The sequence below is a fragment of the Georgenia alba genome (assembly GCF_042665525.1).
Taxonomy (GTDB): domain Bacteria; phylum Actinomycetota; class Actinomycetes; order Actinomycetales; family Actinomycetaceae; genus Allobogoriella; species Allobogoriella alba.
Map to the genome: position 1 here is coordinate 199,762 of NZ_JBHTCQ010000003.1, position 24,113 is coordinate 223,874.

Below are 24,113 nucleotides of genomic sequence, written 5' to 3' on the forward strand. Positions count from 1 at the left end.
TGGTCGTCAGCGGATCGTCGCGAGGTCGCGCTCGCGCCCCTCGGGGGCCAGGAACAGGGCGCCGAGGCAGAGCACGAGCACGGCGATCCACACACCGCCGAGCAGCCCGATGCCGCCGGTCGAGGCGACGATCGAGCCGGCCACCATCGGGGTGAAGCCGGCGCCGATCGCGGAGGCACCCTGGAACGCCAGCGACGCGCCGGTGAAACGCACCGCGGTCGGGAAGAGCTCGGCGAGGAACGCGGCGAGCGGACCGAGGATGATCCCCTGGATGCCCTGTCCGACGATGACGGCCACGGCGAAGAGGACCGTGGAGCCGCTGCCGGTGAGCATCAGCAGCGGGTAGGCGAAGGCGGCGGCAGCCACGATGCCGACGGCGATGACGGGGCGTCGGCCGAAGCGGTCGCTCAGCCGGGCGGACACCACCGTCATGACGAAGAGCGCGACGGCGGAGGCGACCTTGGCGTTCAGGGCACCGGTCTCGTCGGCGCCGCTGGCGGTCGCGTAGCTCAGGCCCCACACGCTCGCCATACCTGAGATCGTCAGCTGGGTCATCGCGACCAGGACGCCGAGGATCAGCACCCGCGGGGCGCCGGTCAGGACCTGCATGAGCGGGACGCGCCGCTGCTCGGCCTCGCGGTCGAAGCTCAGGAACAGCGGGCTCTCCACGACCTTGAGGCGCACGAAGAGCCCGATCAGCACGAGGGCGACGCTGAGCAGGAAGGGCACCCGCCACCCCCAGGCCAGGAACTGCTCGCGCGGGAGCAAGGAGAACAGCCCGAGCATGCCCGCGGACAGGATCGACCCGGCTGGTGCGCCGAGGTTGGCGAAGGAGGCGGCGAAGCCGCGCCTGCCACCCGGGGCGTGCTCGAGCGCGATGAGCATGGCACCGCCCCATTCGCCGCCGACCGCGAACCCTTGGACGATGCGCAGCACGATGAGCAGCATCGGGGCGGCGGCGCCGATCTGGGCGTAGGTGGGCAGGAGGCCGATGAGTGCCGTCGCCACGCCCATCATCAGCATCGTCACGACGAGCACGCCCTTCCGGCCGAGCTTGTCGCCGAAGTGGCCGAAGACGATGCCGCCCAGGGGCCGCGCGACGTAGCCGGCGGCGAGCGTGCCGAACGAGGCGACGGTCGCGAGCGCGGGCTCGAGGTTCGCGAAGAACACCGGGCTGAACACGAGGGCGGAGGCGCTCGCGTACAGCATGAAGTCGTAGAACTCGATCGCGCTGCCCAGGAAGCTGGAGGCGAGGATCCGACGCATCTGCGGCGTCTGGAGCGACTCCTGCTCGTGGGAGTCCGGCGCGTGCTCACGTGCGCGTGTGGTGCTCATCGTTGAGGCTCCTTCGCGGGGCGGCCGCCTGGACCGGCCACCTGGACCGGCCCGGCATCGACATCGGGCGTGAGGAGTCTGCTGCGCCGCCCGCTGCTCATGCAACGACAAGTTTCTACAGAACTTGTTTAGGATCTCTGATGTGGAAGGCCTGTCCTCGCTGTCCCTCCGGCACCTCGAGTTCTTCTGCGCCGTCGTCGAGCAGGGATCGATCTCCGACGCCGCCCGGGAGCTGCGTGTCTCGGCCGGTGGCATCTCGACCGCGCTGACGCAGCTCGAGCGGCGGCTGGACGTCCAGCTCACGCTGCGCACGCGCGGCAGGGGCGTCGTCATCACTCCGGCGGGCCGACGGGTGTACGAGCATGCCCGCGAGGTGGCCACCGGCATCGAGGACATCCGGGCCGTCGCCGCGACGATGCGCGGCGAGCTGACCGGTTCGCTCCGTGTGGGCTTCTTCTCGACGCTCTCGCCGTGGCTGTTCCCGCGCATCGCCGAGCACTTCGCCACGCGGTTCCCCGGTGTGGACCTCCAGCTCGAGGAGGCCGGCTCGGCGGTGCTGCAGGAGCATCTGCTCGGCGGGGCCCTCGACGCCGCGCTGCTCTACGAGAACCACCTCGTCGGCGGCGTCACGGCCTCCCGGCTGACTCCGGTGCGCCTGCAGCTGGCGGTCGCCCCCTCGCACCCGCTGGCGCGGTACGAGGCCGTCCCGCTGCACGCCCTCCGGGACGAGCCCGCCGTCATCCTGTCGGTCCGGCCGGCGACGGACCACGTCGAGGCCATCCTCCGCGAGGCGGGGATGACCCCGAACGTGCGGTGGCGCAGCGCGAACGTCGAGACGATCCGCTCGCTGGTGGCCCGAGGTCTGGGGTACTCAATCATCATGGGCCGCCCGTACGGGGACACGACCTACGAGGGCATGCCCGTGGTCTACCGCCCCATCGCCGACGAACTCCCCCCGAACCACCTGGTGCTGGCCACGGCAGGCGGCGCCCGGCCGACCGCCAAGCTCGACGAGCTCCGGACCTTCTGCGAGCGCGTCTACGGCGACGACACCGCGCCGCGGGACCCGCTCCACGAGAGCCGCATGGGGCGACTGAGCTGACCCTTCAGCCGGACACGGCGCGAGAGGTGACCTGCAGCGTGATGCCGTCGCTCCACGGCACGAGCGGCGGGCGGGCCAGCGCCAGGCTATAAGGATGTTCCGGTCCTGGATAGCGGGAGCACGCTGCGGAACGAATAGCGCCACCGTAACCGCTATGACAGGTTCCGATGCGTGGTTCGGTGGCCGAGCGAACGCATGTTGGCTCGACCTATCGTGATTCGATTGGGGAGATGGCGATGGCTGAAGAATCTGATGTCGGCGCGAACTACCGCTGGACTTTGGTCCCGGGTGACTACCTCACGCGAGAGGAGCGTCGTGCCCGCTATGGCGGTGCTCTTTTTGGCGGGATAGAGCCATCACGGAAGACGCCGAACTTATTCGTATACTCTGATCCAGCGGCCGGAGAGGCATACGGGTACAACTTTGACGGCTGGGATGATGTCGGCGACGTGTTCCTCTACACCGGGGAGGGGCATTTCGGCGATCAAATGTTGCGCGACGGTAACAAGGCGTTACTAAACCACAAGGCAGACGGTCGCGCGCTAAGACTCTTCGTAGCGGATGGCATAGTTGCAGGCACTGCGAGCAAGAACCATATCTATATTGGCGAGTTCGAAATCGATTTGGATGCACCATACATCCGGGCCGACGCTCCAGGAACGGACGGCGAGATGAGATCCGTCCTCGTCTTTCGTCTTCGGCCCGTCAGTGGCGCACTACGACGTGAAAAGGATTTAAGCGTGTCGACGGTGACCAATGCACTCCAAGATTCGACCAAGATTGTCGCTCGCAACATTCCCGACCTCGCAGTTGTTTCGCATGTTGCTCCCGAGGCAATCAAAGACGACAGGTTCGACATCGACAGCTTCCCCGGTGGCTACGGGTTCAGGCGAGAAGCCAGGCTCGTAGCCGACTTCCGAAAGCACCTGGAGCAGCAAGGGCACGAGGTGTTACGTCACCAGATCACACCCCCCGACAGCATTGGGATGTTATATACCGACCTTTACGACGCGTTGTCGAACGTACTGTATGAGGCGAAAGGTACGGCCACGCGGGAGGCCGTCCGTCTGGCGATAGGTCAGCTATTCGACTACCGCCGATATATACATCCCAAGCCGCAACTGTCGATCCTGCTTCCCGTGGACCCGGGTCGGGACATAATAGGTCTGCTGTCTGAACTCGGGATCGGCTGTGTCGTACAACGCCATGACCTAAGAGGCTTTGATTCATTAACGTTGCCCTCCACCCAGAAGCGTTAGAGTCGGGCATCTACGGCGGCCTCGCCCCGGTCATTTCATCCGTAAGTCGCCGGCCGCATGAATGGCCGGCGCCCAGCGGATAGAACCCCGTTTGTGCTGTTTGGCCTACAGGGCTACATCAGAGTCGCCCCGGTTGGTCCCGGCCGCGTTACCTCTCGCAGACGATCCCATCGCTGTCCGAGTCTCGGTACCAGTCGTACTCCGGATCGACACCAGCGAAGTAAGGACCCAGGCCGTGATCAATCGCCTCGCCGCACGTGCCGTACCGCGGATCGGTGCCAGCATCCTCGGGCTCGGGCTCCGGCTCAGGTGCCGGCTCTGGCGCCTGTGTTGTCGGAGCAGGCACCGGTTCCGGCTCCGGCGCATGCGTAGTCGGCTCCGGCTCGGGTGCTGGCTCGGACAATTCCGGCATCAACGGCGCCGCACCCCACACCGCTGGTCGCGCATCCGAGCACTTCGACAGCACACGCGTCATCGCATCGTGCTCAGCCGGTGTCACCCACAGGTCGTACTCCGCCTTCACCGCGACCTGCGCCGCGACGTACTCGCAGCGAAACGACCGGTTCGGCGGCAACCATGTTGCCGCGTCGCCGTCCCCTTTACGACCATTGAGCAGCCCGTCAACGGCGAGGAGGTTCATCGGGTCGTTACCGAACTCCCGCATCCGCTCCTCGTCCCACTGGAACGCCCCCGTAACCCACGCGTTCGCCAGCGCCACCACGTGGTCGATCTGCACATCGTCCGACGTATCAGAGCCGCGCACGAACTCGATCGTCTCACCCGAGTACGGACCATCTAACGTCCCGGACTCAACCACGCACCCATTGGTGCCGTACCCGATCACAATGTTGTCGAGGTCGCGACGCAGCACGTCGTTACGGACATCGCAGCCGTTGCGGTCGATATCCTCCTCGCGATAACCAAACGCGTCCCGCTCGTACCCGGTCATCGGGGCACGGCCCTTGACATCGAGGTCGGCAAGGAGTGCCAACGCTGTGCCCGGTTCCGGCTCAGGCGTGGTCGGCTCCTCCGACGGTTCCTCCGACGTCGTCAACTCCGGTTCCGAAGGGGTCGACTCTTCCCCCGCACCAGCATCCTGCGCCGGTTCGACCGTTGGCGAAATGAGTCCGCCGACGATGAACAGCAAGAAGCTCGCCCCGAGCGCCATGGCGCCACCTCTGCGGCCCGGAAGACGCCAGACGTGCCGTCCACTGATGAGGACGAACAGCGCGACGATAAGCAGCCCGAGGGCCGCCATGATGAGCCCGCCACCGAAGCCGGACGCACCAGCTCCGAGCACAAACAGAAGTCCGAGGACCAGCACCGGCGCCAGCCACCACAAGGACGAGGATCGCTTCACGAGCCGAGCTTAGGGCGCCCTCACGGCGGGCGTCGATAACCAGACGTGGGTCCTGCCCACGGATGGATGCGCAGATTCGCCGGCAATGGTAATTAATTGTCCCAGTGGGTAGTAGCGCCGACCGCAGGACCCAGGTGCGGCGCTTAGCCCTACACTGATGACACCGTGGCTCTACGGTTCACCTGGTTGGCCACCCAGGAGGTGGTCAGGGGCGCGAAGCTCCATCCATGGTGGATCCAGAGGGCAGCGGTCGAGGCGCGGCATGCCCCTTGCGGGAGCTCTCGGTAGAGCCCGGGTTGGAGCGCCGTCTCTCTGCGGGCCAGGGCCGCACGGTACAGCCTGCAGAGAGACATGCCTCGCCCCTTAGAAGGGCGACTCGTCCACGGGCCGCCGGATGCTGTTGTTCACGCGCAGGCCAGCGGACCGGACCTCGGCTGCGAAACGACGGAGCTCGGCACGTGTGGTTTCAGGCCTGCTCTTCGTGAGTGTGTGCGTACGCCCCCGAGGCGGCTGGAGTCGTAGGGTCGTCGGACTGTTAGTTCGAACGGTCCAGCCCTGAGAGACGGCGTTGGCAATTAACAGGTCGAGCTCCTGGTCCAACGAGGCATGGGGCGAGCCTTCGCTAGCACCACTCCTGCGCCTGAGTGGCCTGAGCCTGTCCATCCGCTCCTCGATCAGCACGGCTGCAGCGCTGACGGCAGCGCGCGTGTTTGACTGATGGTGGTACGGCAGCCGCGTTAGGCCGAGGACGTCAGTGGGCAGCTTGAGGTCGCCGGTCGCCAGCAGGTAGGTGCGGTCTCGGCCGAGCGCGCCAGCGAACAGACCGAACTCCAGCACGATGTTGTCGCGCGGTGAGGGACGCTCCTCAGCACGACTGACCGTGGTGTCGTCGGGGGTGGCGACCAGCACCGCGAAGTCCACCTTGGCCGCTGTGTCAATGAGCGAGTCGAGCGTGTAGCCACCTGGCTCGAATACACCCTGGTCCCAGCGCACGACGTCGCAGGCACCGCCCAACTCCGCCTGCAAGCTCCGCGCTACGTCGCGGCCCTCGGAGGAGGAGCCGATGAACAGGCGCACAGGCTGGGATGCAGCTGTCACACGCCAACATTACGAGACCCGCGCGAGCCACGGTCGAGAATCGCCTGCCCAGCCAACCACCCTGTTACCTTCCCCTCCGAGTGGTGCCCGCGACGAGGATGTTCATGCGGGCGACCACGGCCGCGTCGAGGAACGTCGCCGCCTGCTGGCTGAGCGACCCGAGCGTCACCAGATCACCGATCCGCCGGGCCCGGGTGACGTACTTGCGGATGTTCACAGCCCAGGCCGAACGGGTGATGTCCGGGATGACCACGTGCACGCGGCCCCCACCCGCCAGCGAGGCATCGGCGAACGGGGTCGAGAGGTCCAGCCGGCGCCCGGACAGCCGTAGCATGCGCTCGACCAGGTCGCGGATCTGGCTCTCCTCGAGGATCGTGGTCGTCAGCTCGGACTTCCCGGATCGGGCCACGAAGACCTTGCCCGGCTCATTGATCCAGAAGTACCCCTCACAGGTTGGCCAAGGTGGGTAGCTGTTGGAACCGCGTGATCGTGCGGATTCTCAGCGTTGGGGGCGTTGGCGGGGATCGCCCCGAGTCGACCCCTTGCGGACTTTCTGCGGACTGTTACGCGTCCGCGCGGCACAGGTCGCCCGTCGGCGGATGGGCCCCGGGTCGCGGTTGAGCGGAACTGCTCACGCACTACAGGCCGCCCGCGCGACGCGCCCTCTCGAGATTCAGGCCCCATCGAGGGAGATGGTTGCCCGTTTGCGAGACTTCCAGAGATAGGTCGGGTGAGACTTCAAGTCTCCACGACCGAGGCCCCATCTCAGGGGTGGGGAGGGAGGCATCCCAGTGAAAGTAGCCACACGCAATGCCGTCGGCCTGGCAGGGGCCGGGCTGGTCATCGGCCTTGTCGTCGGGCTCGCCCTTCCTCGCGTCGAGGCTGAACCCGAGGTCATCAGCGAAACTGCGACCGAGACGGTTCGGGTCGAGGTAATACCGAGCGCATGTCGGATGGCGCTGGCCGAGGCGGACGAGGGATTCATAGCCGCCGCAGACTTCGCACGCGCGGCACAGGACGGCTTCCTCGCCGCTTCCAACATGGACATTGCCGGCATGGAAGCAGCTAACGCCGACATCGAGGCGATCACCGCCAGACTTCAGGGAAACAACTACCGGAGTTACGCGGACGATTGCCTCGAAGACCGCTGAGACCCCGCTCGCTCGAAGCCGCACGTCGCGCACGCGCTCGGCTGAACAAGATGCCCCGGCATCTCCTCCGCCACCCCCGAACGGCCACCCGAGTGGCATACGGCTCTCGCTGTGTGTACTGGTCTCGGGATCCAGACAAGGTCCGGCAGCCGGACCGGCCCGGCCCCCTCCACCCGCCCGAAACGGCCAGCCCTAGGGCATATGGCCTCTCTCCCTAGTCGAGTCCCTGCCTCAGGGCGCGCCGACTTCGCTTCGACCGCCACGGGTGAGCGACGGCACCGCCTCGAGCAGCACGCCGAGCCGCGATCTCATCGATCGGATCCCGACCCGGAGACTGACGCCGCCGCTGCTCCTCGATCTCGGCCAGCACCGACTGCAGGCGGCCCGTCAGCGCGGCGAGATCTCACAGCCAAGCACATAGCACCCAGACGAGCCTTTCAGGCTCGGGTCGCCGACATTGTCCGGGGCGGAACCCTCCTCGGTCCGACGTCTTGCCCGCTGCGCGAACAGAGGTCTAAGGTCTGACCAGCAGTAATCGATTTCGCCTTGCCCAGTCCATCACCGCCGATCGACGGAGCTCGCGCATGACACCCCGACTCTCCTCCCCCGGTCCCTCCCGCCGCTCCGTCCTGGCCGGCGGCCTGGGAGCAGGCACCCTCCTCGCGCTCGCGGCCTGCCGGCCACCGTCGGAGCAGCCGACCGGCAGCGCGTCCGGCTTCCAGATCCCCGATCCCGCCTCCCCGCTGCCCGAGGGCGACGTGACGATCCGGCTGATGGACAGCGGTGACACCAAGGTCCCCTACTGGCAGCAGCTCCTCGCCGCCTACTCGGAGAAGCACCCCAACGTCACGAACGAGTACGACGGCCTGCCGTGGGAGCAGATCGACGAGCTGGTGCCGCTTGGCGTGCGGAACGGCACGCTGCACGACGTGTTCCAGCTCGCGCCGGGGTCCGCGTTGCACTCGCAGGCCATCAGCGAGGGCTGGGTGCAGCCGCTGGACGACATCATGCCCAACTTCGACGAGTGGAAGGCCCAGTACCCCGAAGGGCAGCTCGTCGAGGGCATCCACATGTTCGACGGCAAGACCTACTGCCTCCCGTCGACGGCGGACATGCGCTACGAGATCTGCCTGATGTACTCCAGGCAGCTCATGAACGACGCCGGGTACGACCCCGAGGAGGCGCCGCTCAGCTGGGACGAGTACCGCGACGCCGCGCGCCGGATCACCCAGGCCGGTGACGGCCAGGTCTACGGCATCGTGCTCGAAGGCGCGCAGACGGCACGGCTCGAGGCCTACATCAACGGCTTCGCCAACCAGCTCGGCGCCTTCGGCTCCGACCCGCGAACCGGCGAGATCGACTACACCACCGACGGGTGGATGCAGTCCTTCGAGCTGCTCCAGGCGCTCCTCGCCGACGGCAGCATCTTCCCCGGGTCCACGTCGCTGCAGGCTCCGCAGGCGTGGCCGCGGGTGCCGAGCGGGTCCGCCGGGATGGTCACCGCCGGGCCGTGGGTCATCACCCTGTGGGAGAACGACAGCCCGGACTTCGAGTTCGGGGTCGGCGCCCACCCGCGGCCCGAGGCGGACGCCGTCCCGCTCGGGCTCCCGCTCGGCCGGGGCAACGACGCGATGTTCGTCTACGCCGAGACCGAGGTCCCGGAGTTCGTCGGGGACCTGCTCGCCTACCACGGGAGCCCGGACGCGGCCGAGCAGTGGGGCCGGATCGTCGGACCGGGCAGCCCGCCGCCCTTCCCGGACGTCGTCGCGGCGCTCGCGGACGAATGGACCGACGCCGGCAACCGGTCCGTCGAGCTCGCCGAGGGACTCGTGCTGCTGCCGAACGCGATCATCAAGAACCCGAACGTCGCCCGCGCGAACCAGGAGATGCCGCCGTTGACGCCCTCGCTCGGGGAGATCGTCGCCGGCGTCATGGACGGCTCGATCACCGATGTGCGTCCAGCCCTGCAGGACCTCACCGACCGGGCGCGACGCCAGCGCGAGGACGGGGTGGCCGCCGCCCAGCAGGCCGGCGTCGAGGTGGAGCTGAGTGACTGGGAGTTCCCCAACTACGTCCCCGGGGAGAGCTACACCCCCGAGAAGTACGACGAGCTCTGAGGCGCGAAGGACATCGATGGCCACCCTCACCGCCGTCTCGCTGGAGACCGCTCCACCGCCGGAGAACACCAAGTCGTTCGGCGCACGGCTCTGGGAGTACCGCTGGTGCTACCTCTTCATGGTGCCCACGACGGTGCTCGCGGTCCTGTTCACCTTCTACCCGATGATCAACTCCTGGGTCATCGCCTTCCAGGAGTGGAACGGGATCACCGAGGACCGGACCTGGGTGGGCCTGGCGAACTTCCGCGAGATCCTCGCCGACCCGTTCTTCTGGCGCGCCTTCGGCCGCACCGGGCTCTTCGTCCTCATGGTCGTGCCGACCTCGCTGCTGATCGCGCTGCTCATCGCGATCGTCCTCAACGACTACTCCTACCGGCTCCGTCCGCTGTTCCGGACCGTGTTCTTCCTCCCCGTGGTCACCACGACTGCGATCGTCGGCATCGTCTCCACGATGATCCTCAACCCGTTCGACGGCCCGCTGAACCAGGCACTGCTGACGATCGGCGTCATCGACGCGCCCATCGACTTCCTCGGCGACCCGAACGTGGCGCTGTGGTCGGTCGCCGGGGTCTACGTCTGGAAGTGGATGGGCATCTCGATGATCTACTGGCTGGTCGCCCTCCAGACGGTCCCCCGCGAGCTCCTCGAGGCGGCCGCCGTCGACGGCGCGCCCGCCTGGAAGCAGCACCGCCACATCACCGTGCCGATGGTGATGCCGTTCGCGGTGATCATCACGCTCATCGCCGTCGTCGGGGCCTTCCAGACCTTCCCGCTGGTCCAGGCGATGACACGCGGTGGGCCAAGCTACGCAACTGAGCTGATGGAGCTGTTCATCTACCGGCTGGCGTTCGCCTCCGCCGGCGAGCCCCGGCTCGGGTACGCCTCCGCGGCCGCGGTGATCTTCGGCCTGGCGGTCCTCGTCTTCACGCTGCTGCAGGCCTGGGGCGTGAAGAAGGTGGCGCAGATGAGGTCCGGCTCATGAGTGCGACGGCAGTGCGCGAGACCGTCACTCCGCCGAGGCTGGAACCACCACGACGCCGCCGCGTCGCGAACCGCCGCCGGCTGGTCCGGCACGTGGTGGTCACGCTCATCCTGACCCCGGTCGCGGCGCTGTGGCTCTACCCGATGCTGTGGCTGGTCTCGGCGTCGTTCAAGACGAACTCCACGATCTTCTCCTCCATGGGCCTGATCCCGGAAGAGGTCGATGTGTGGAACTACTCCCGCGCGTGGTGGACCGCGAACATCGGCCCCTACTTCTGGAACACGCTGCTCATCACGGTCGCCACCGTCGCGATCGTGGTCATCACGACGGCGATGATCGGCTACGTGCTCGGCACGTTCCCGTTCCCGGGGCGACGATTCGTCACCATCCTGCTGGTCGCCACGATGTTCATGCCGGAGGGGTACACGATCATCCCGATCTTCGACCTCATCCGGAACCTCGGACTGAGTACGTCGCTGGCCGGCGTCATCCTGGCCGAGTCCGGCGGCGCGCACGTCATCATCATCCTGTTGTTCGCCGGCTACTTCCGGCAGCTCCCGCGCGAGCTGATCGAGGCCTCCCGGATCGACGGCGCCGGGTTCCTGCGCACCTTCTGGTCCGTCATGATGCCGATGGCGAAGCCGGCGATCGCGACCGCGATCATCATGACCCTGCTGCGGGTGTGGAACAGCTTCCTCATCCCGCTGGTGCTGACCCTCACCCGGCCCGACCAGCGCACCCTCGCCGTCGGGCTGTACGCCTTCGAGGGCGAGAACGCCACCGACTGGACCGGCATGGCGGCGGCGTCGACCATCACGCTGCTGCCGATCGTGCTGGCGTTCCTGTTCCTGCAGCGGTACTTCGTCGAAGGCATCGCCGGCGCCATCCGCGGCTGACCCACCGTCCATCCGTCCGCCCCCGATCCCTGCCGTCACCACCCACACCGAGGAGTCCTCTCTTGCTGTACGGCGTGTCCTACTACCCCGAGTACCAGCCCTTCGACCGCCTCGAGCAGGACGTGGAGATGATGCGCGCGGCCGGCATCAACTACGCCCGGCTCGCCGACTCGATCTGGACCCTCTGCGAGCCGGCCGAGGGGCAGGTGGACGTCTCGTGGCTGGGCCCGGTGCTGGACGCCCTGCACGCCGCCGGCATCAAGGTGGTGCTGTGCACCCCGACGTACGCGATCCCCGCCTGGTTCGCCAAGCGCTATCCCGACTCGATGAACCGGCGCCTCGACGGCACCCCGCTCCCCTACGGCGACCGGCAGAACGTCGACTTCACCGACCCCACGTACCGGCGGCTGACGGAGCGGCTCATCCGCGCGCTCCTCGACGCATACGCCCAGCACCCGGCCCTCGTCGGCGTCCAGGTCGACAACGAGACCGGCGGCCGGCCGATCGCCACGCCGCGCGCCTTCGCCGAGTTCGTCCGCCGCCTCGAGGAGAAGTTCGGCGACGTCGAGACCGTGAACGAGGTCTGGGGACTGAACTACTGGTCCCACCGGCTCGGCTCCTTCGACGAGCTGTGGGCGCCGGTGGGCAACACCAACCCCGGCTACGACCTGGAATGGCGCCGCTACCAGGCCGACCTCGTCGCGGAGTTCCTCGACTGGCAGGCGCGCATCGTGCGCGAGTACCTGCGGCCGGACCAGTTCGTCACCCACGACGTGGTCGGTGCGCACGGCCTGCCGCACGCCGACCGGAAGAAGATCGGCGACGTCGTGGACATCGCCGCCGAGAACACCCCGCACCACACCCAGGACCACCTCGCCCACCCGCCGGTCGGCGGGCACGCGACGTACCACGACCCCGACGGCGTGCACGGCGCCTACCAGCTCTACATCCGCGGCGACATGGCCCGGGCGAGCGGCCACCAGAACTTCCTCGTCACCGAGATGAACCCGATCAGCGTGGGCGGCGCCGGGCACACCTACACCGCGTACGACGGGCAGTGGCGACTGGCCGCGTACACCTGCATCTCGCGGGGGGCCAACGCCGTCGCGTACTGGCACTGGCACTCCCTGCACTACGGGAACGAGACGTACTCGCACGGGATCCTCAACCACGACCTCGAGGCGAACCGCTGCTACGACGAGGTCGCCCGCACCGGTCACGAGCTGCAGCGGGTGGGTGACCGGCTCACCGACCTGGCCCCGGCCGCCGAGGTCGCGTTCCTCTACTCCCCCGACTCGCGGTACGCGATGGTGTCGCAGCCTGCCCTGTCGGAGCCTGGCTCGATGCGCCCGGACCGGCGGTCCTACGAACGGATCTTCAACGCGTTCTACCGCGCCTACTTCGACGAGCGGGCCCAGATCGCGGTCACGCACGAGGTCCCGGACCTCGCCGGCCACCCGGTGGCCGTGGTGCCCGCCCTGTACATCGCCGACGACGCGACGCTCGACGCCCTGGTCGGCTACGCCGAGGACGGCGGGCACCTGGTGCTGAGCTTCCGGTCCGGGTACGCCGACACCTTCGCCCGGGCACGCTGGGAGCGCGCTCCGGGCCGCCTGCGCGCGGCCGTCGGTGCCGGGTACAACCTCTACTCCAACGTCGAACGCCCGATCGCCGTGCGCGCCGACGGCGACGCCGACCTCACGCTGCCCGCGGACGCCGCGGCGACGGCGTGGATGGACGAGCTGGTCCTCGAGGGCGCGACCCCCCTCGTCCACTACGACCACCACACCTTCCACCGCTTCCCGGCGGTCGTCACCCACGAGGTCGGGCGCGGCCGGGTGACCTACGTCGGGACGCTTCCGAACGCCCCGCTGGGCCGCGAGGTCGCCCGCTGGGTGCTGGACGCCGCCGGGGTGGAGCGGGCCGGCACCGGGCTGCCCGAGCCGGTCCGGGTCAACCGCGCCACGACGGCGGGCGGCGAGGTGCTGACGTTCGTGTCGAACTTCGGCCACGAGCCGCTCGAGGTCCCCAGCCCCACCGCGGGGACCGACCTGCTGTCCGGTGACCCCGTCACCGACGGCCAGGTGCTCGCGCTTGATCCGTGGGACGTGAGGATCATCGATGCCCGCGCCTGAGCGGGCGCCGCTACGGCTGGCCGTCCCGCTCCGCGGCGATCCGCTCCGTCGCGGCCGCGTGCGCGCTGCGGATGTGGGCCGCTGCGGCCCTGCCCGCCGCGGCCGGGTCGCGCCGCTGCAGCGCAGCCACGATCCGCTCGTGCTGCTTGCGCGCCTTCTCCCGGCGGCCGGGGATGAGCAGCGTCGTCTTCATGCCCTCGATGAGGATGTCGTGGAGCACGTCGGTGGTCTGGCGCAGGAAGCGGTTGCCGGCGGCCTGGGCGATCGCCAGGTGGAACGTGGCGTCCAGCCGGGCCAGCCGCTGGAACTCCCCGGAGTCGTCGTCGAACGCCGCATCGAGCTCGACCAGGATCTGGTTCAGGGAGTCCACCTGCTCGTCCGTGATCCGCTCGGCCGCCCACCGTGCCGCGGGGACCTCGAGCACCTCCCGCATGGCGAAGAGCTCACCCAGATCCACCTCCGGGTTGCTCAGCGCCGCGCCCAGCGCCCGCCGCGTCTGGGACTCGGCCACGAAGACGCCTCGGCCGTGCCGGACGATCAGCCGCCCCTGCGCCTGCAGGATGCGCACCGCCTCGCGGACCGAGGGCCGGCTGGTGCCCAGCAGGCTCGCCATGTCCCGCTCCGTCGGGAGCTGGTCACCGGGCTTGAGCTCGTCCCGGGCGAGCATCGCCTCGATCTGGGCGACGATCCGCTGGGAGACGTTGCCCGCCTGGCTCACCGGTTCCCACACTGTCGTACCCCCATGTCGCCTCCTCCACCCGACGTCGCCGTCGCCGGAGGCGAAGGTCTCCGTCCGGAATCTGGACGTCGTCCATCGTATCCCTGGCCCCTCGCGCCACAGCGTCGCTTGGGCCATTGCCGTCAGACCTCGGACTCACTAGTGTCTAGAGGTCATACCACTGACCACTTACCCGAACGGAGGGCTCACCGACGTGCCCGAGCATGAGTCCCGCACCGCCCCACACTTCCTGGCGCACCACGACGGCGACCACGTCGCCGTCGCAGTCCAGGACGTCTCCCCCGGACCGGCCACCGTGGTGGTCCTGCACGGCCACCAGAGCCGCACGGTCGACGTCCGAGACCCGATACCGCTGGGGCACAAGGTCGCCCTGACCGAGCTGGCGGAGGGCGCCGAGGTCATCGAGTACGGCGTGCGCGTCGCGGTGACCAGCGAGCCCGTGCCGGCCGGCGGATACGTCCACACCCACAACGTGAGGAGCGCACGGTGGCAGACCTCCGTAGCCCGCTGACCGGCTACCGACGCCCCGACGGGCGTCCCGGCATCCGCAACCACGTCATCGTCCTGCCTGTCGACGACCTGTCCAACGCCGCCTGCGAGGCCGCGGCCGCCGTCGTGCCGGGCGCGCTGGCCGTCCCGCACGCCTACGGCCGGCTCCAGTTCGGCGAGGACCTCGAGCTGCACTTCCGCACCATCATCGGGACCGGCGCCAACCCCAACGTGGCGGCCGTCGTCGTCATCGGGATCGAGCCCACCTGGACCGACCGGGTGGTGCAGGGCATCGCCGCGACCGGCAAGCCGGTCGAGGGGTACTCGATCGAGCGTCACGGTGACCTCCGCACGATCGAGAAGGCCGCGCGGACGCTCGCGCGGTTCGTCCAGGACGCCTCGGAGCTGACCCGGGAGCCCGTCGAGCGCGGCGAGCTCATGCTGAGCATCAAGTGCGGCGAGTCGGACACCACCAGCGGGCTCGGCTCCTGCCCCACCACCTCCCAGGCCGTGGACCGCTGGGTGGAGGCAGGCGGCACGGTGCTGTTCGGCGAGACGAGCGAGCTGACCGGCGGGGAGCACCTCATCGCCGAACGCTGCGCCAACGACGAGGTCCGGAAGAAGTTCCAGCATCTGTACGACCGTTACCTCGCACGCATCGAGGCCGAGGGGGCCAACCTGCTCGGGTCCCAGCCCACCCAGGGCAACATCCGGGGCGGGCTGTCCACCATCGAGGAGAAGGCGATGGGCAACATCGCCAAGACCGGCACCGTGCCGGTCGTCGACGCGCTGGAGCCGGCCGAGGCGCCGAGCGTGCGCGGCCTGAACTTCATGGACAGCTCCTCGGCGGCCGCCGAGTGCATCACGCTCATGGCCGCGGCCGGGGCGGTGCTCCATCTCTTCCCCACCGGTCAGGGCAACGTCGTCGGGCATCCGATCGAGCCCGTCGTGAAGCTCACCGCGAACCCCGTGACCGCGGAGACCATGACCGAGCACATCGACCTGGACTGCTCCGGCCTGCTCCGCAGGGAGTACACCCTGGCCGCCGCGGGCGAGCGCCTGATGGAGGTCTGCGACCGCACGATCAACGGCCGGCTCACCGGTGCCGAGGTCATGGGCCACCGCGAGTTCTCCCTCACCCGGCTGTACCCGAGCGCATGACCGCCGGGAGCTACATCGCCGGCGAGTGGCGAACGGATGCCGGTGAGCACCTGGTCGTGCGCAACCCGGCCGACGGCTCGACGGTCGGCGAGGTCGCCGTCGGCGGCGCCACCGAGGCCCACGCCGCCGCGGACGCGGCGGCCGGCGCCCTCCGCGGCTGGGCGGACGTGCCGGCACGCGCCCGGTCCGACGTGCTGGTCCGCGTCGCGGACCTGCTCGAGGAGCGGGCGGAGCCCATCGGCACCCTCCTCGCCCGGGAGACCGGCAAGCGGCTCCCCGAGGGACTTGCGGAGATCCGGCTCTCGGCCGAGTTCTTCCGGTGGTTCGGGCACGAGATCCGGCAGCCGACCGGCGAGCTGCTCGCCGCCGAGGTCCCCGGGCGGCACCAGGTCACCCTCACTCGTCCGGCCGGCGTCGCGGTCTGCCTGACCCCGTGGAACTTTCCGGTCTCGATCCAGGCCCGGAAGCTCGCCGCCGCTCTCGGGGCCGGCTGCACGACCGTCTCCCGCGCGTCCGAGAAGGCACCGCTCGCCGTCGTCGAGCTGTTCCGTGCCCTCGCCGACGCGGGAGTCCCGGCGGGGGTCGCGAACCTCGTGCAGGGTCCGGCGGCGGAGCTGACGGACACGCTGCTCGCCCATCCCGCCGTGCGCGTCGTCAGCTTCACCGGCTCCACCCGGGTGGGTGAGCGGATCATGGCCGCGGCAGCGCGGCGGGTCGTGCGCCCGGCGCTCGAGCTGGGCGGCGACGCCGCGTTCGTGGTGTGCGCCGACGCGGACCTGGAGAAGGCCGTCGAGGGCGCGATGATCGCGAAGTTCCGGAACAACGGGCAGTCGTGCATCGCCGCGAACCGCTTCCTCGTGCACCGCGACGTCTACCAGGAGTTCCGCGACCGGCTCGTCGCGGAGGTGGACGCCATGACGGTCGGCGACCCGCTGGCCGACCCGACGCCGGACCTCGGGCCGCTCATCGACACCGACCGGGTGACGTCCGTGCAGGACCTGCTCGCCGAGGCTTCGGCCGCCGGAGCCCGTCGGCTGACCCGCGAGCACCCCGTGCCCGAGACCGGGAGCTTCCTGGCGCCATCGCTGTGGGAGGACGTGCCGGACCACGCACGGCTGGCCACCACCGAGGTCTTCGGACCGGCGGCCGCGCTCATCCCGTTCGAGACCGACGACGAGGCGATCGACCGGGCCAACGCCACCGAGATGGGCCTCGCGGGCTACGTGTACACGCGCGACGCGGCACGCGCCTGGCGCTACGTCGAGGAGCTCGAGGTCGGGATCCTCGGGTGCAACAACCCCGTGCCGCCGGCCGTGAACGCGCCGCTCGGCGGCGTGAAGCAGAGCGGTCTCGGGCGCGAGGGCGGCTCCCGCGGCCTCGAGGAGTTCCAGGTCGTCCGGTACGCGTCGTGGCAGCTGGGGTGAGCGTGCGCGGCGACGACATCGTGATCTCCGAGGACGTGTGGGGAGAACCGCTGGCGGCACTCGGCCGGGAGCACACCGTCCTCGCCGACGCGGACCTCTGGTCGGACCGGACCCGCCTTCTGCGTGCCCTGCGTGACGCCCGCGCGCTCGTCGTGCGCAACCGGACCACGGTGGACGCGGAGCTCATCGCGGCGGCGCCGCAGCTGCAGGTCGTGGCGAGAGCGGGGGTCGGTCTGGACAACATCGACGTGGCGGCGGCCGACCGGCGCGGCGTCGTCGTCGTCTCTCCTCGGGGAGCGAACGCCCGCAGCGTGGCCGAGTACACCGTGGGGGCCGCGCTCGCCCTGGTCCGCGGACTCCTCGAGCACGACCGGGCCGTCCGCGCCGGCGGGTGGGACCGCCCCGCCGGCCGTGAGCTGGCCGGGCGGACGTGGGGCGTCCTCGGCGTCGGGTCCACCGGGCTCGCCGTGGCCGAGCTCGCCCGCGCGTTCGGCATGCCCGTGCTGGGCCACGACCCGTACGTGTCCGCCGACTCCCCCACGGTCATCGCCTCCGGGGTGCGCCTGGTGGATCTGGAGACGCTGTGCCGCGACGCGCACGTCATCAGCATCCACCTCCCGGGCGGCCCCCAGACGGCGGGCCTGGTCGATCGCCGCCTCATGACGCTCATGGGTCCCGACACCTACCTCATCAACGTCGGCCGCGGCGAGGTGGTCGATGAGGAGGCACTCGCCCACATGCTCGGCTCCGGAGACCTGGCGGGGGCCGCGCTGGACGTGCGCCGGGCGGAGCCGCCGGCACCCGGTGAGCTGGAGCGGCTCGAGGGCACCCTCCTCACACCGCACGTCGCCGGCATCACGGAGGAGTCCCAGCACCGCATCGTCCTGGCCCTGGCCGAGGACATCCGCTCCGTCCTCGCCGGCCGGGCAGCGGCCTGCGCCGTCGGCGCCGCGGACGGCGCGGCCGGTGCCGCGGGAGCCCTGACATGAGCGGCGCAGGTGCGGCCACGACCACCATCGGCGAGGCGACGGCGCTCGCCGCGCGCCTGCTGGGCAGGACCGGCGTGCCCGAGCACCACGCCGACCGCACCGCGGAGCTGTTGGTCCTCGCGGACGTCTGGGGCATCGGCTCGCACGGCCTCATGCGCCTGCCGTACTACCTCTCCCGGCTCACGGCCGGCGGCCTCGACCCGAGGGCGGAGCTCGACGTCGTCCGGGAGAACGGGTCGGTGCTCGCCTACCACGGCAACGACGGTCTCGGTCACTGGCAGCTGTGGCGCGCGGCCGAGGCCGCCACGGACCGGGCCCGCGAGCACGGTCTCGCGGTGGCCTCGGTCGCCTCGTCCTCGCACTGCGGCTGCCTGGGCCTGTACGCCCTCCCGGCCGTACGGGCGGGTCTGGTCGCTCTGGTGTTCTCGACCGGTCCGGCCGTCATGGCTCCGCCCGGGACCGCGACGCCGCTGCTGTCGACGAGCCCGCTGGCCGCCGGCATCCCGAGCCGGCCGCGGCCGGCGATCGTCGACCTGGCGACCTCCGCCGTCGCCCGGGGGAAGATCGCCGCCCACGCGCGACGCGGCGAGCCGCTCGGCGAGGGGTGGGCGGTCGACGCCGGGGGTGAGCCGACCACCGACGCGCGCGCGGCGCTGGCGGGGATGCTCGCGCCGCTCGGCGGCGGCAAGGGGTTCGCGCTCGCCTTCCTGGTGGAGGCGCTCGCCGCGGGCCTCGCCGGGCCGGACCTCGCCACGGACGTGGTCGACATGTTCGATCGCCGTCACGACGCCGTCCCGCAGCGCATCGGTCACCTCGTCCTGACCCTCGACCCGGGGGCGATCGCGGCCGACGGGAGGGCCCAGGAGCGGCTGGACGAGCTGGCCCGGCAGGTCGGCCGGGCGGGCGGCCGCATCCCCGGGGCGGCCCGGCAGATGCCGTGGGAGCTCGACGAGGCCGCACCGGTGGAGATCGACCGGACCGTCCTCGACCAGCTGCTGTCGTGGGAGGCTGCCTCGCATGCGTCATGAACAGCTCGCCGGGCAGGTGGCCGTGGTGACGGGCGCCGGCGCCGGCATCGGCCGGGCCACGGCCCGGCGGCTCGCCGCCGACGGGGCCCGAGTGGTCGTGGTCGACGTCGACGATGCCGGCGCACGCGGCACCGTGACCCAGATCGAGGACGACGGCGGCACCGCGGAACCGGTCGTCGCCGACCTCGCCGACGCGGGCCAGCGGAGCACGATCGTCCCCGCCGCGCTCGAGCGGTTCGGCCGGGTCGACATCCTCGTCAACAACGCGGCCGACCACGGCTCACGCACGCCCGTGCTCGAGCTGCGCGAGGAGGACTGGGACCGCGTCATGGCCACGAACGTCACGGCGGCCATGACCCTCGCCCGGGACGCGGCGGCCGACATGGCGCGCCGCCAGGCCGGCGCGGTCGTCAACATCACCTCGCTGCACGAACGACTGCCGCTGGTCTCCCACACCGCCTACGCCACCAGCAAGGGCGCCCTCGCCGCACTGACCCGGTCCCTGGCGACCGAGCTCGCCCCCTACGGCATCCGCGTCAACGCCGTCCGGCCCGCCGTGATCGGCACCGAGGCCCTCGAGGTGAGCCTCGGCGAGTCGACCCGGATGCCGCCCGCCACCCTGCTGCGCCGGGCGGGGTCGCCCGAGGAGCTGGCGGCCTCCGTCGCGTTCCTGGTCTCGCCGGACGCCTCGTTCATCACCGGTGCCGAGCTGCCCGTGGACGGCGGCCGCGCGATCAGCCGGCTGCCCGACCCGTTCGGCGCGCAGTACAACAGCGGGAGCGAGGCATGATCGCCTCGGCCATCCGCACCGTCGAGACCTTCCAGGTCCCGCCGCGCTGGATCCTCGTGCGGGTCGGCACCGAGGACGGCCGGGTCGGCTGGGGCGAGTCCATCGTCGCCAAGCGCGCCCGCGCGGTCCGCGCCGCCGTCGCGGACATCGGCGAGAACCTCATCGGCGCGGACGCGCGACGGATCGAGGACGCGTGGCAACGGATGTACCGCGACGGGTTCTTCCGCGGCGGGCCGATCCTCATGACCGCCGCGGCCGGCATCGAACAGGCGCTGTGGGATCTCAAGGCACGCTCGGCCGGGCTCCCGGTGCACGACTTCCTCGGCGGCCCGGTCCGTGAACGCGTCCGCAGCTACGCGTGGATCGCGGGTGACGACCCGGCCGGCGCGCTGGAGCACGCGCGGCAGCGGGTCGGCCAGGGCTTCAGCGCGGTCAAGATGAACGCGACCGGCGCCTCGGACCATCTCGACCGCGTCACGACGATCGACCGCACGGTCGGGCAGGTCGCCGCCGTCCGCGAGGAGTTCCCGGACCTGGGCATCGCGCTGGACTTCCACGGCCGCGTGCACCGCGACGTCGCCAAGGTGCTGCTGCGCGAGCTCGAGCCGTTCCGGCTGATGTGGGTCGAGGAGCCGACCGTGGCCGGGAACGAGGATGTCCTGCGCGAGCTGCGCCGATGGTCCGGTTCGGTCCCGATCGCCACCGGTGAGCGTCTGCTGTCACGGTGGCAGTTCCGGTCCGTGCTGGAGGACGGCGCCGTGGACATCATCCAGCCGGACGTGTCGCTCACCGGCCTGTTCGAGCTGGAGAAGATCGCCCGCATGGCCGAGGCGTACGACGTGGCCGTCGCACCGCACTGTCCCAACGGTCCGGTCTCGCTCGCGGCCTCCCTGCAGGTCGCGTACTGCTGCGCGAACGTGGTCATCCAGGAGCAGAGCGGCGGTATCCACTACAACCAGGGCTACGCGGGCCTGCCCTCGGGTGAGCTGTTCGACTACGTCAGCGACGGGGACCTCCTGCGGACGCACCAGGGGTTCTTCGTCCGGGGCGAGGGCCCGGGCCTGGGCGTCGTCGTCGACGAGGACGCAGTCCGTGCCGCCGACACCGCGTGGCGGATGCCGGACCCGAACTGGCGGCACGAGGACGGCCGGCTCGCCGAGTGGTGAGCCCTGCCGGTGGGCGGAGCCGGACGCCGGTCCCGGCTGCGAACGGCGCGGGTCCTGGCCCGGGCGGCCCGCGCGGCTTACGTTGACCGTGTGGTCCGTTCATCGCTCGCCCTCGCCGCCCTCGCCACCACGGCCATCCCGGGCCTGGACGTGGTCGCCACGCGTCCGCCGCAGTCGACGACGACCGAGTTCCAGACCACCGGCCTGCTCGACGCCGGCGGCCGCAGCTGGGTGGTGCGGGCGCCCCTGACACCCGCGGCCGGTGCCGCGCTCGAGGGTGAGGTCGCGCTGCTCGGCCAGCTGGTCCGCGAGGTCGACGAGGGGCGCCTGCCGTTCGACGTGCCCCGTCCCGCCGGGTTCGCGGAGCTGCCGGAGGGCGGCCGGGCCATGATCCACCGGGCGCTGGTCGGCCGGCCGCTCGCGATCGACGAGCTCACCGCCGGTCCTGGCGTCTCGGCCGCGCTCGGCCGCGCCATCGCGGCGTTCCACGAGCTGGACTCCTCGGTGGTCGCGAACGCCGGGCTGCCGGTCTACGACCCGAACGCCTACCGCACGCGACGCCTCGCCGAGGTCGACGAGGCCGCACGCACCGGGCGGGTCCCGGCCGCGCTGCTCAACCGGTGGGAGCACGCGCTCGAGGACGTCCGGCTGTGGCGGTTCCGGCCGACCCCGGTGCACGGAGACCTCGCGCCCGAGCACGTCCTGGTCACCGAGGGGCGTGTGAGCGGGGTGCTGGGCCTGTCCGAGGTGCACGTCGGCGACCCGGCCGAGGATCTCGCCTGGCTGCAGGCGTCGGCGCCCGAGGAGGCCCTCGACACGATCGAGGAGGCGTACTCGCTCGCCCGCACGGAGAGCGCGGACGCCACGCTCATGGACCGTGCGCTGCTCGTCTCGGAGCTGGCGCTGGCCCGCTGGCTGCTGCACGGCGTGCGCACCGGCGAGGAGTCCGTCGTCGAGGATGCCGCCGAGATGCTGCGTGTGCTGGCCGCGGACGTGGCGGACGCGCCGGAGATCGGGGCCACGGAGCGCACGGCCGGCCGGGTGGCCGAGTCGGCGCCGCACGTCGCCCCGCGCGAGGAGCAGACCGGCGCCGAGCACGTGGCGGACGACGAGCAGGGCGACCCGACTGCCGAGACCGAGGGCCGCGGGGCCGAGGCCACCGATGAGCCGGAGACCGAGGCGACCGCCGACGACGCGCCCGGCGACGAGGACGAGGCGCCACGGCGCAGCGACCCGGCCGGTGTGACGGAGAACCTCGACCTCGGCTCGAAGCTGCCGGACTTCCTGGCCGGACGTGGGAACCGCGACGACGACGGCGAGCGGCGCTAACCGACCGACGCGAGCTGCGCGGCAGCAGCCTCGCGGTGCTCTGGCTCGCCGGTGGTGAGCGCGTAGATGCCGTAACCGACCGGGGCGGCGGCCCACATCTCGGCGCAGTGGTCCGCCAGCCGCGGCCAGACGCTCCCGCCGGCGCGGACGTAGGCGTCGACCGTGGCCGCGAACGCCTCCTCTCCCGCGACGCCGCGCTGGAAGAGGAAGTCCCGGGCGGGGTCGTCGACGCGGGCGGTGGTCCAGTCGAGGACGCCGGAGATCGAGCCGTCCTCGTCCAGCAGTGTGTGACCGGGGTAGATCTCGCCGTGGGTCATGACCGAGCGGTCCGGCCAGAAGGTGTCATCCGCCAGCCAGGCCTCCCAGCGCCGCAGGAGGGCCGCCGCGACCTCGAACTCGGTCGCGACTCTCGCGACGTCCGCGCGCCAACGCTCACGGACCGCGGCCGGTTCGCGGATCTCGACGTCGGCGGACCGCGCGTCCTCGACCGGGATGCCGTGGAGCTGCGCCAGCAGCTCGCCGAGCGAGGCCGCGTACCGCGGTGACGAGGGGTCCATGTGCCACTCCGGCTCGTCCGAGACCGTCAGCCCCGGTGTGCCCGGCAGGGCCGGGTAGGCGAGGAGCTCGTCCGTGCGGATGCGCCAGTCCGGGACAGCGGCACGCAGCCGGGGACGCACGAGGTCGAGGATGGCGGCCTCGCGCTCGATCGTCGGCAGGACGTCGGCTCGCCGCGGGATGCGCAGCACCCAGGGCGTGCCGTCCTCCTGCGCGGCGAGCACGACGCGGAAGTCGAGACCCGTCTCCACCAGGGTCGCCGACCCGGCCTCGAGACGGAGGCCGTGCGCGGCGGCACGGGCGAGGGCGTCCATCGGCGAGGGCATCGGCTCACGTTGCCACGAGCGCATCCGCGGCCACAACGCCATTCCCGCTCGTCAACCAGGCGGTTGACAAGCGGTCGTCGCTGGACTTCAATCAACCTCATGGTTGCGAACGGGGCGGGTGCCGGCACATCGGCCGACGAGCATCGCGAGATCGCCGCCGGGTTCACGGCCCGCGTGCGCGGGGCGGCCGAGGCGGCGTGGGAGAGCCCGTCTCCGGTCGCGGGGTGGACGGCCCGCGACGTCGTCCGTCATCTCCTGGAGTGGTTCCCGGCATTCCTCGAGGGCGGCACCGGGATCCGGCTCCCGGCCGGCCCGTCTGTCGACGAGGACCCGGTGGCCGCGTGGGAGCACCACACGGCAGCGATCCAGGCGCTGCTCGAGGATCCGGAGACCGCGCGATCACCCTTCCGCCACCCGCGCGTCCCCGAGCTGCCGCTGGCCGACGCGGTGTCTCAGTTCTACACGGCGGACGTCTTCATGCACACGTGGGACCTCGCGCGCGCCACGGGCCAGGACGAGCGGCTCGATCCCGAGCGGTGCCGGGCCCTGTACGAGGGCATGCTGCCGATGGAGGAGCTGCTGCGTTCCAGCGGTCAGTACGGCCCACGTGTGCCCGTGCCGCAGGACGCGGACTGGCAGACGAAGATGCTGGGGTTCATCGGCCGGCACGTCTAGCCGGCAC

General features: G+C 70.7%; 22 protein-coding genes. 16 read left to right on the forward strand and 6 right to left on the reverse strand.

Annotated features, from left to right (window positions below):
• Nucleotides 1–6: 6 nt before the first annotated feature.
• Nucleotides 7–1,335, reverse strand: a complete 1,329-nt coding sequence (locus tag ACFQQL_RS14850) for an MFS transporter (protein ID WP_382395753.1) — start codon at nt 1,333–1,335, stop codon at nt 7–9.
• Between the two features lie 142 nt (nt 1,336–1,477).
• On the opposite strand from ACFQQL_RS14850, the gene ACFQQL_RS14855 reads away from it, so the two are divergent.
• Nucleotides 1,478–2,437 (forward strand): LysR family transcriptional regulator, encoded by a 960-nt coding sequence (locus tag ACFQQL_RS14855; protein WP_382395755.1) that lies wholly within the window; start codon nt 1,478–1,480, stop codon nt 2,435–2,437.
• Nucleotides 2,438–2,616: 179 nt separating this feature from the next.
• Complete coding sequence (locus tag ACFQQL_RS14860; protein WP_382395757.1) at nt 2,617–3,696, forward strand: SRA domain-containing endonuclease; 1,080 nt, start codon at nt 2,617–2,619, stop codon at nt 3,694–3,696.
• 148 nt (nt 3,697–3,844) lie between these two features.
• On the opposite strand, the gene ACFQQL_RS14865 is transcribed toward ACFQQL_RS14860, so the two are convergent.
• The 3 genes from ACFQQL_RS14865 to ACFQQL_RS14875 form a co-directional block, all read right to left on the reverse strand.
• Nucleotides 3,845–5,056, reverse strand: coding sequence for a GmrSD restriction endonuclease domain-containing protein (locus ACFQQL_RS14865; protein WP_382395759.1), 1,212 nt, complete (start codon nt 5,054–5,056; stop codon nt 3,845–3,847).
• A gap of 363 nt (nt 5,057–5,419) precedes the next feature.
• Nucleotides 5,420–6,154, reverse strand: a complete 735-nt coding sequence (locus ACFQQL_RS14870) for a nucleotide-binding protein (RefSeq protein ID WP_382395761.1) — start codon at nt 6,152–6,154, stop codon at nt 5,420–5,422.
• 64 nt (nt 6,155–6,218) lie between these two features.
• On the reverse strand, nt 6,219–6,563 hold the full coding sequence (locus tag ACFQQL_RS14875; protein ID WP_465254061.1) for a hypothetical protein: 345 nt from the start codon (nt 6,561–6,563) through the stop codon (nt 6,219–6,221).
• A gap of 382 nt (nt 6,564–6,945) precedes the next feature.
• On the opposite strand from ACFQQL_RS14875, the gene ACFQQL_RS14880 reads away from it, so the two are divergent.
• The 5 genes from ACFQQL_RS14880 to ACFQQL_RS14900 all read left to right on the forward strand — a co-directional run bounded on the left by ACFQQL_RS14880 (nt 6,946) and on the right by ACFQQL_RS14900 (nt 13,435).
• Nucleotides 6,946–7,305, forward strand: coding sequence for a hypothetical protein (locus ACFQQL_RS14880; protein ID WP_382395763.1), 360 nt, complete (start codon nt 6,946–6,948; stop codon nt 7,303–7,305).
• Between the two features lie 584 nt (nt 7,306–7,889).
• Nucleotides 7,890–9,422, forward strand: coding sequence for an ABC transporter substrate-binding protein (locus ACFQQL_RS14885; protein WP_382395765.1), 1,533 nt, complete (start codon nt 7,890–7,892; stop codon nt 9,420–9,422).
• A 16-nt stretch (nt 9,423–9,438) separates the two neighbouring features.
• Nucleotides 9,439–10,404, forward strand: coding sequence for a carbohydrate ABC transporter permease (locus ACFQQL_RS14890; RefSeq protein WP_382395767.1), 966 nt, complete (start codon nt 9,439–9,441; stop codon nt 10,402–10,404).
• Complete coding sequence (locus tag ACFQQL_RS14895; protein ID WP_382395769.1) at nt 10,401–11,300, forward strand: carbohydrate ABC transporter permease; 900 nt, start codon at nt 10,401–10,403, stop codon at nt 11,298–11,300. Before ACFQQL_RS14890 ends, ACFQQL_RS14895 begins: the two co-directional genes overlap by 4 nt.
• Before the next feature lie 62 nt (nt 11,301–11,362).
• Nucleotides 11,363–13,435 carry a beta-galactosidase gene (locus ACFQQL_RS14900; RefSeq protein WP_382395771.1) on the forward strand — a complete coding sequence of 691 codons (2,073 nt, stop codon included), beginning with the start codon at nt 11,363–11,365 and terminating at the stop codon, nt 13,433–13,435.
• A 10-nt stretch (nt 13,436–13,445) separates the two neighbouring features.
• Here ACFQQL_RS14900 and ACFQQL_RS14905 read toward each other — a convergent pair whose 3' ends face one another.
• On the reverse strand, nt 13,446–14,153 hold the full coding sequence (locus ACFQQL_RS14905) for a FadR/GntR family transcriptional regulator (RefSeq protein WP_382395773.1): 708 nt from the start codon (nt 14,151–14,153) through the stop codon (nt 13,446–13,448).
• Between the two features lie 214 nt (nt 14,154–14,367).
• On the opposite strand from ACFQQL_RS14905, the gene ACFQQL_RS14910 reads away from it, so the two are divergent.
• From ACFQQL_RS14910 to ACFQQL_RS14945, 8 genes are all read left to right on the forward strand, one after another.
• Nucleotides 14,368–14,685 (forward strand): UxaA family hydrolase, encoded by a 318-nt coding sequence (locus ACFQQL_RS14910; protein ID WP_382395775.1) that lies wholly within the window; start codon nt 14,368–14,370, stop codon nt 14,683–14,685.
• On the forward strand, nt 14,661–15,824 hold the full coding sequence (locus tag ACFQQL_RS14915) for a UxaA family hydrolase (RefSeq protein WP_382395777.1): 1,164 nt from the start codon (nt 14,661–14,663) through the stop codon (nt 15,822–15,824). Before ACFQQL_RS14910 ends, ACFQQL_RS14915 begins: the two co-directional genes overlap by 25 nt.
• On the forward strand, nt 15,821–17,248 hold the full coding sequence (locus tag ACFQQL_RS14920) for an NAD-dependent succinate-semialdehyde dehydrogenase (protein ID WP_382395779.1): 1,428 nt from the start codon (nt 15,821–15,823) through the stop codon (nt 17,246–17,248). The genes ACFQQL_RS14915 and ACFQQL_RS14920 overlap by 4 nt, the downstream gene beginning before the upstream one ends.
• The gene (locus tag ACFQQL_RS14925; protein ID WP_382395781.1) at nt 17,233–18,237 is read left to right on the forward strand and encodes an NAD(P)-dependent oxidoreductase; all 1,005 of its coding nucleotides are present in this window, start codon (nt 17,233–17,235) and stop codon (nt 18,235–18,237) included. Before ACFQQL_RS14920 ends, ACFQQL_RS14925 begins: the two co-directional genes overlap by 16 nt.
• Nucleotides 18,234–19,265, forward strand: a complete 1,032-nt coding sequence (locus tag ACFQQL_RS14930; protein ID WP_382395783.1) for an Ldh family oxidoreductase — start codon at nt 18,234–18,236, stop codon at nt 19,263–19,265. The genes ACFQQL_RS14925 and ACFQQL_RS14930 overlap by 4 nt, the downstream gene beginning before the upstream one ends.
• Nucleotides 19,255–20,055, forward strand: a complete 801-nt coding sequence (locus tag ACFQQL_RS14935) for an SDR family NAD(P)-dependent oxidoreductase (protein WP_382395785.1) — start codon at nt 19,255–19,257, stop codon at nt 20,053–20,055. The genes ACFQQL_RS14930 and ACFQQL_RS14935 overlap by 11 nt, the downstream gene beginning before the upstream one ends.
• Nucleotides 20,052–21,221 (forward strand): galactonate dehydratase, encoded by a 1,170-nt coding sequence (gene dgoD / locus ACFQQL_RS14940; protein ID WP_382395787.1) that lies wholly within the window; start codon nt 20,052–20,054, stop codon nt 21,219–21,221. Before ACFQQL_RS14935 ends, dgoD begins: the two co-directional genes overlap by 4 nt.
• A gap of 90 nt (nt 21,222–21,311) precedes the next feature.
• Nucleotides 21,312–22,550 (forward strand): phosphotransferase, encoded by a 1,239-nt coding sequence (locus ACFQQL_RS14945; protein ID WP_382395789.1) that lies wholly within the window; start codon nt 21,312–21,314, stop codon nt 22,548–22,550.
• Here ACFQQL_RS14945 and ACFQQL_RS14950 read toward each other — a convergent pair.
• On the reverse strand, nt 22,547–23,473 hold the full coding sequence (locus tag ACFQQL_RS14950) for a macrolide 2'-phosphotransferase (protein ID WP_382395791.1): 927 nt from the start codon (nt 23,471–23,473) through the stop codon (nt 22,547–22,549). The genes ACFQQL_RS14945 and ACFQQL_RS14950 overlap by 4 nt on opposite strands.
• Nucleotides 23,474–23,530: 57 nt before the next feature.
• Between ACFQQL_RS14950 and ACFQQL_RS14955 the strand changes: the two genes are divergently transcribed.
• Complete coding sequence (locus ACFQQL_RS14955) at nt 23,531–24,106, forward strand: TIGR03086 family metal-binding protein (RefSeq protein ID WP_382395793.1); 576 nt, start codon at nt 23,531–23,533, stop codon at nt 24,104–24,106.
• Nucleotides 24,107–24,113: the final 7 nt, after the last annotated feature.

Coding starts and splice junctions, on each gene's coding strand:
- ACFQQL_RS14920 (WP_382395779.1), top strand. CDS start 15,821: ATGACCGCCGGGAGCTACATCGCCGGCGAGTGGCGAACGGATGCCGGT.
- ACFQQL_RS14955 (WP_382395793.1), top strand. CDS start 23,531: ATGGTTGCGAACGGGGCGGGTGCCGGCACATCGGCCGACGAGCATCGC.
- ACFQQL_RS14885 (WP_382395765.1), top strand. CDS start 7,890: ATGACACCCCGACTCTCCTCCCCCGGTCCCTCCCGCCGCTCCGTCCTG.
- ACFQQL_RS14930 (WP_382395783.1), top strand. CDS start 18,234: ATGAGCGGCGCAGGTGCGGCCACGACCACCATCGGCGAGGCGACGGCG.
- ACFQQL_RS14890 (WP_382395767.1), top strand. CDS start 9,439: ATGGCCACCCTCACCGCCGTCTCGCTGGAGACCGCTCCACCGCCGGAG.
- ACFQQL_RS14950 (WP_382395791.1), bottom strand. CDS start 23,473: ATGGCGTTGTGGCCGCGGATGCGCTCGTGGCAACGTGAGCCGATGCCC.
- dgoD (WP_382395787.1), top strand. CDS start 20,052: ATGATCGCCTCGGCCATCCGCACCGTCGAGACCTTCCAGGTCCCGCCG.
- ACFQQL_RS14895 (WP_382395769.1), top strand. CDS start 10,401: ATGAGTGCGACGGCAGTGCGCGAGACCGTCACTCCGCCGAGGCTGGAA.
- ACFQQL_RS14850 (WP_382395753.1), bottom strand. CDS start 1,335: ATGAGCACCACACGCGCACGTGAGCACGCGCCGGACTCCCACGAGCAG.
- ACFQQL_RS14935 (WP_382395785.1), top strand. CDS start 19,255: ATGCGTCATGAACAGCTCGCCGGGCAGGTGGCCGTGGTGACGGGCGCC.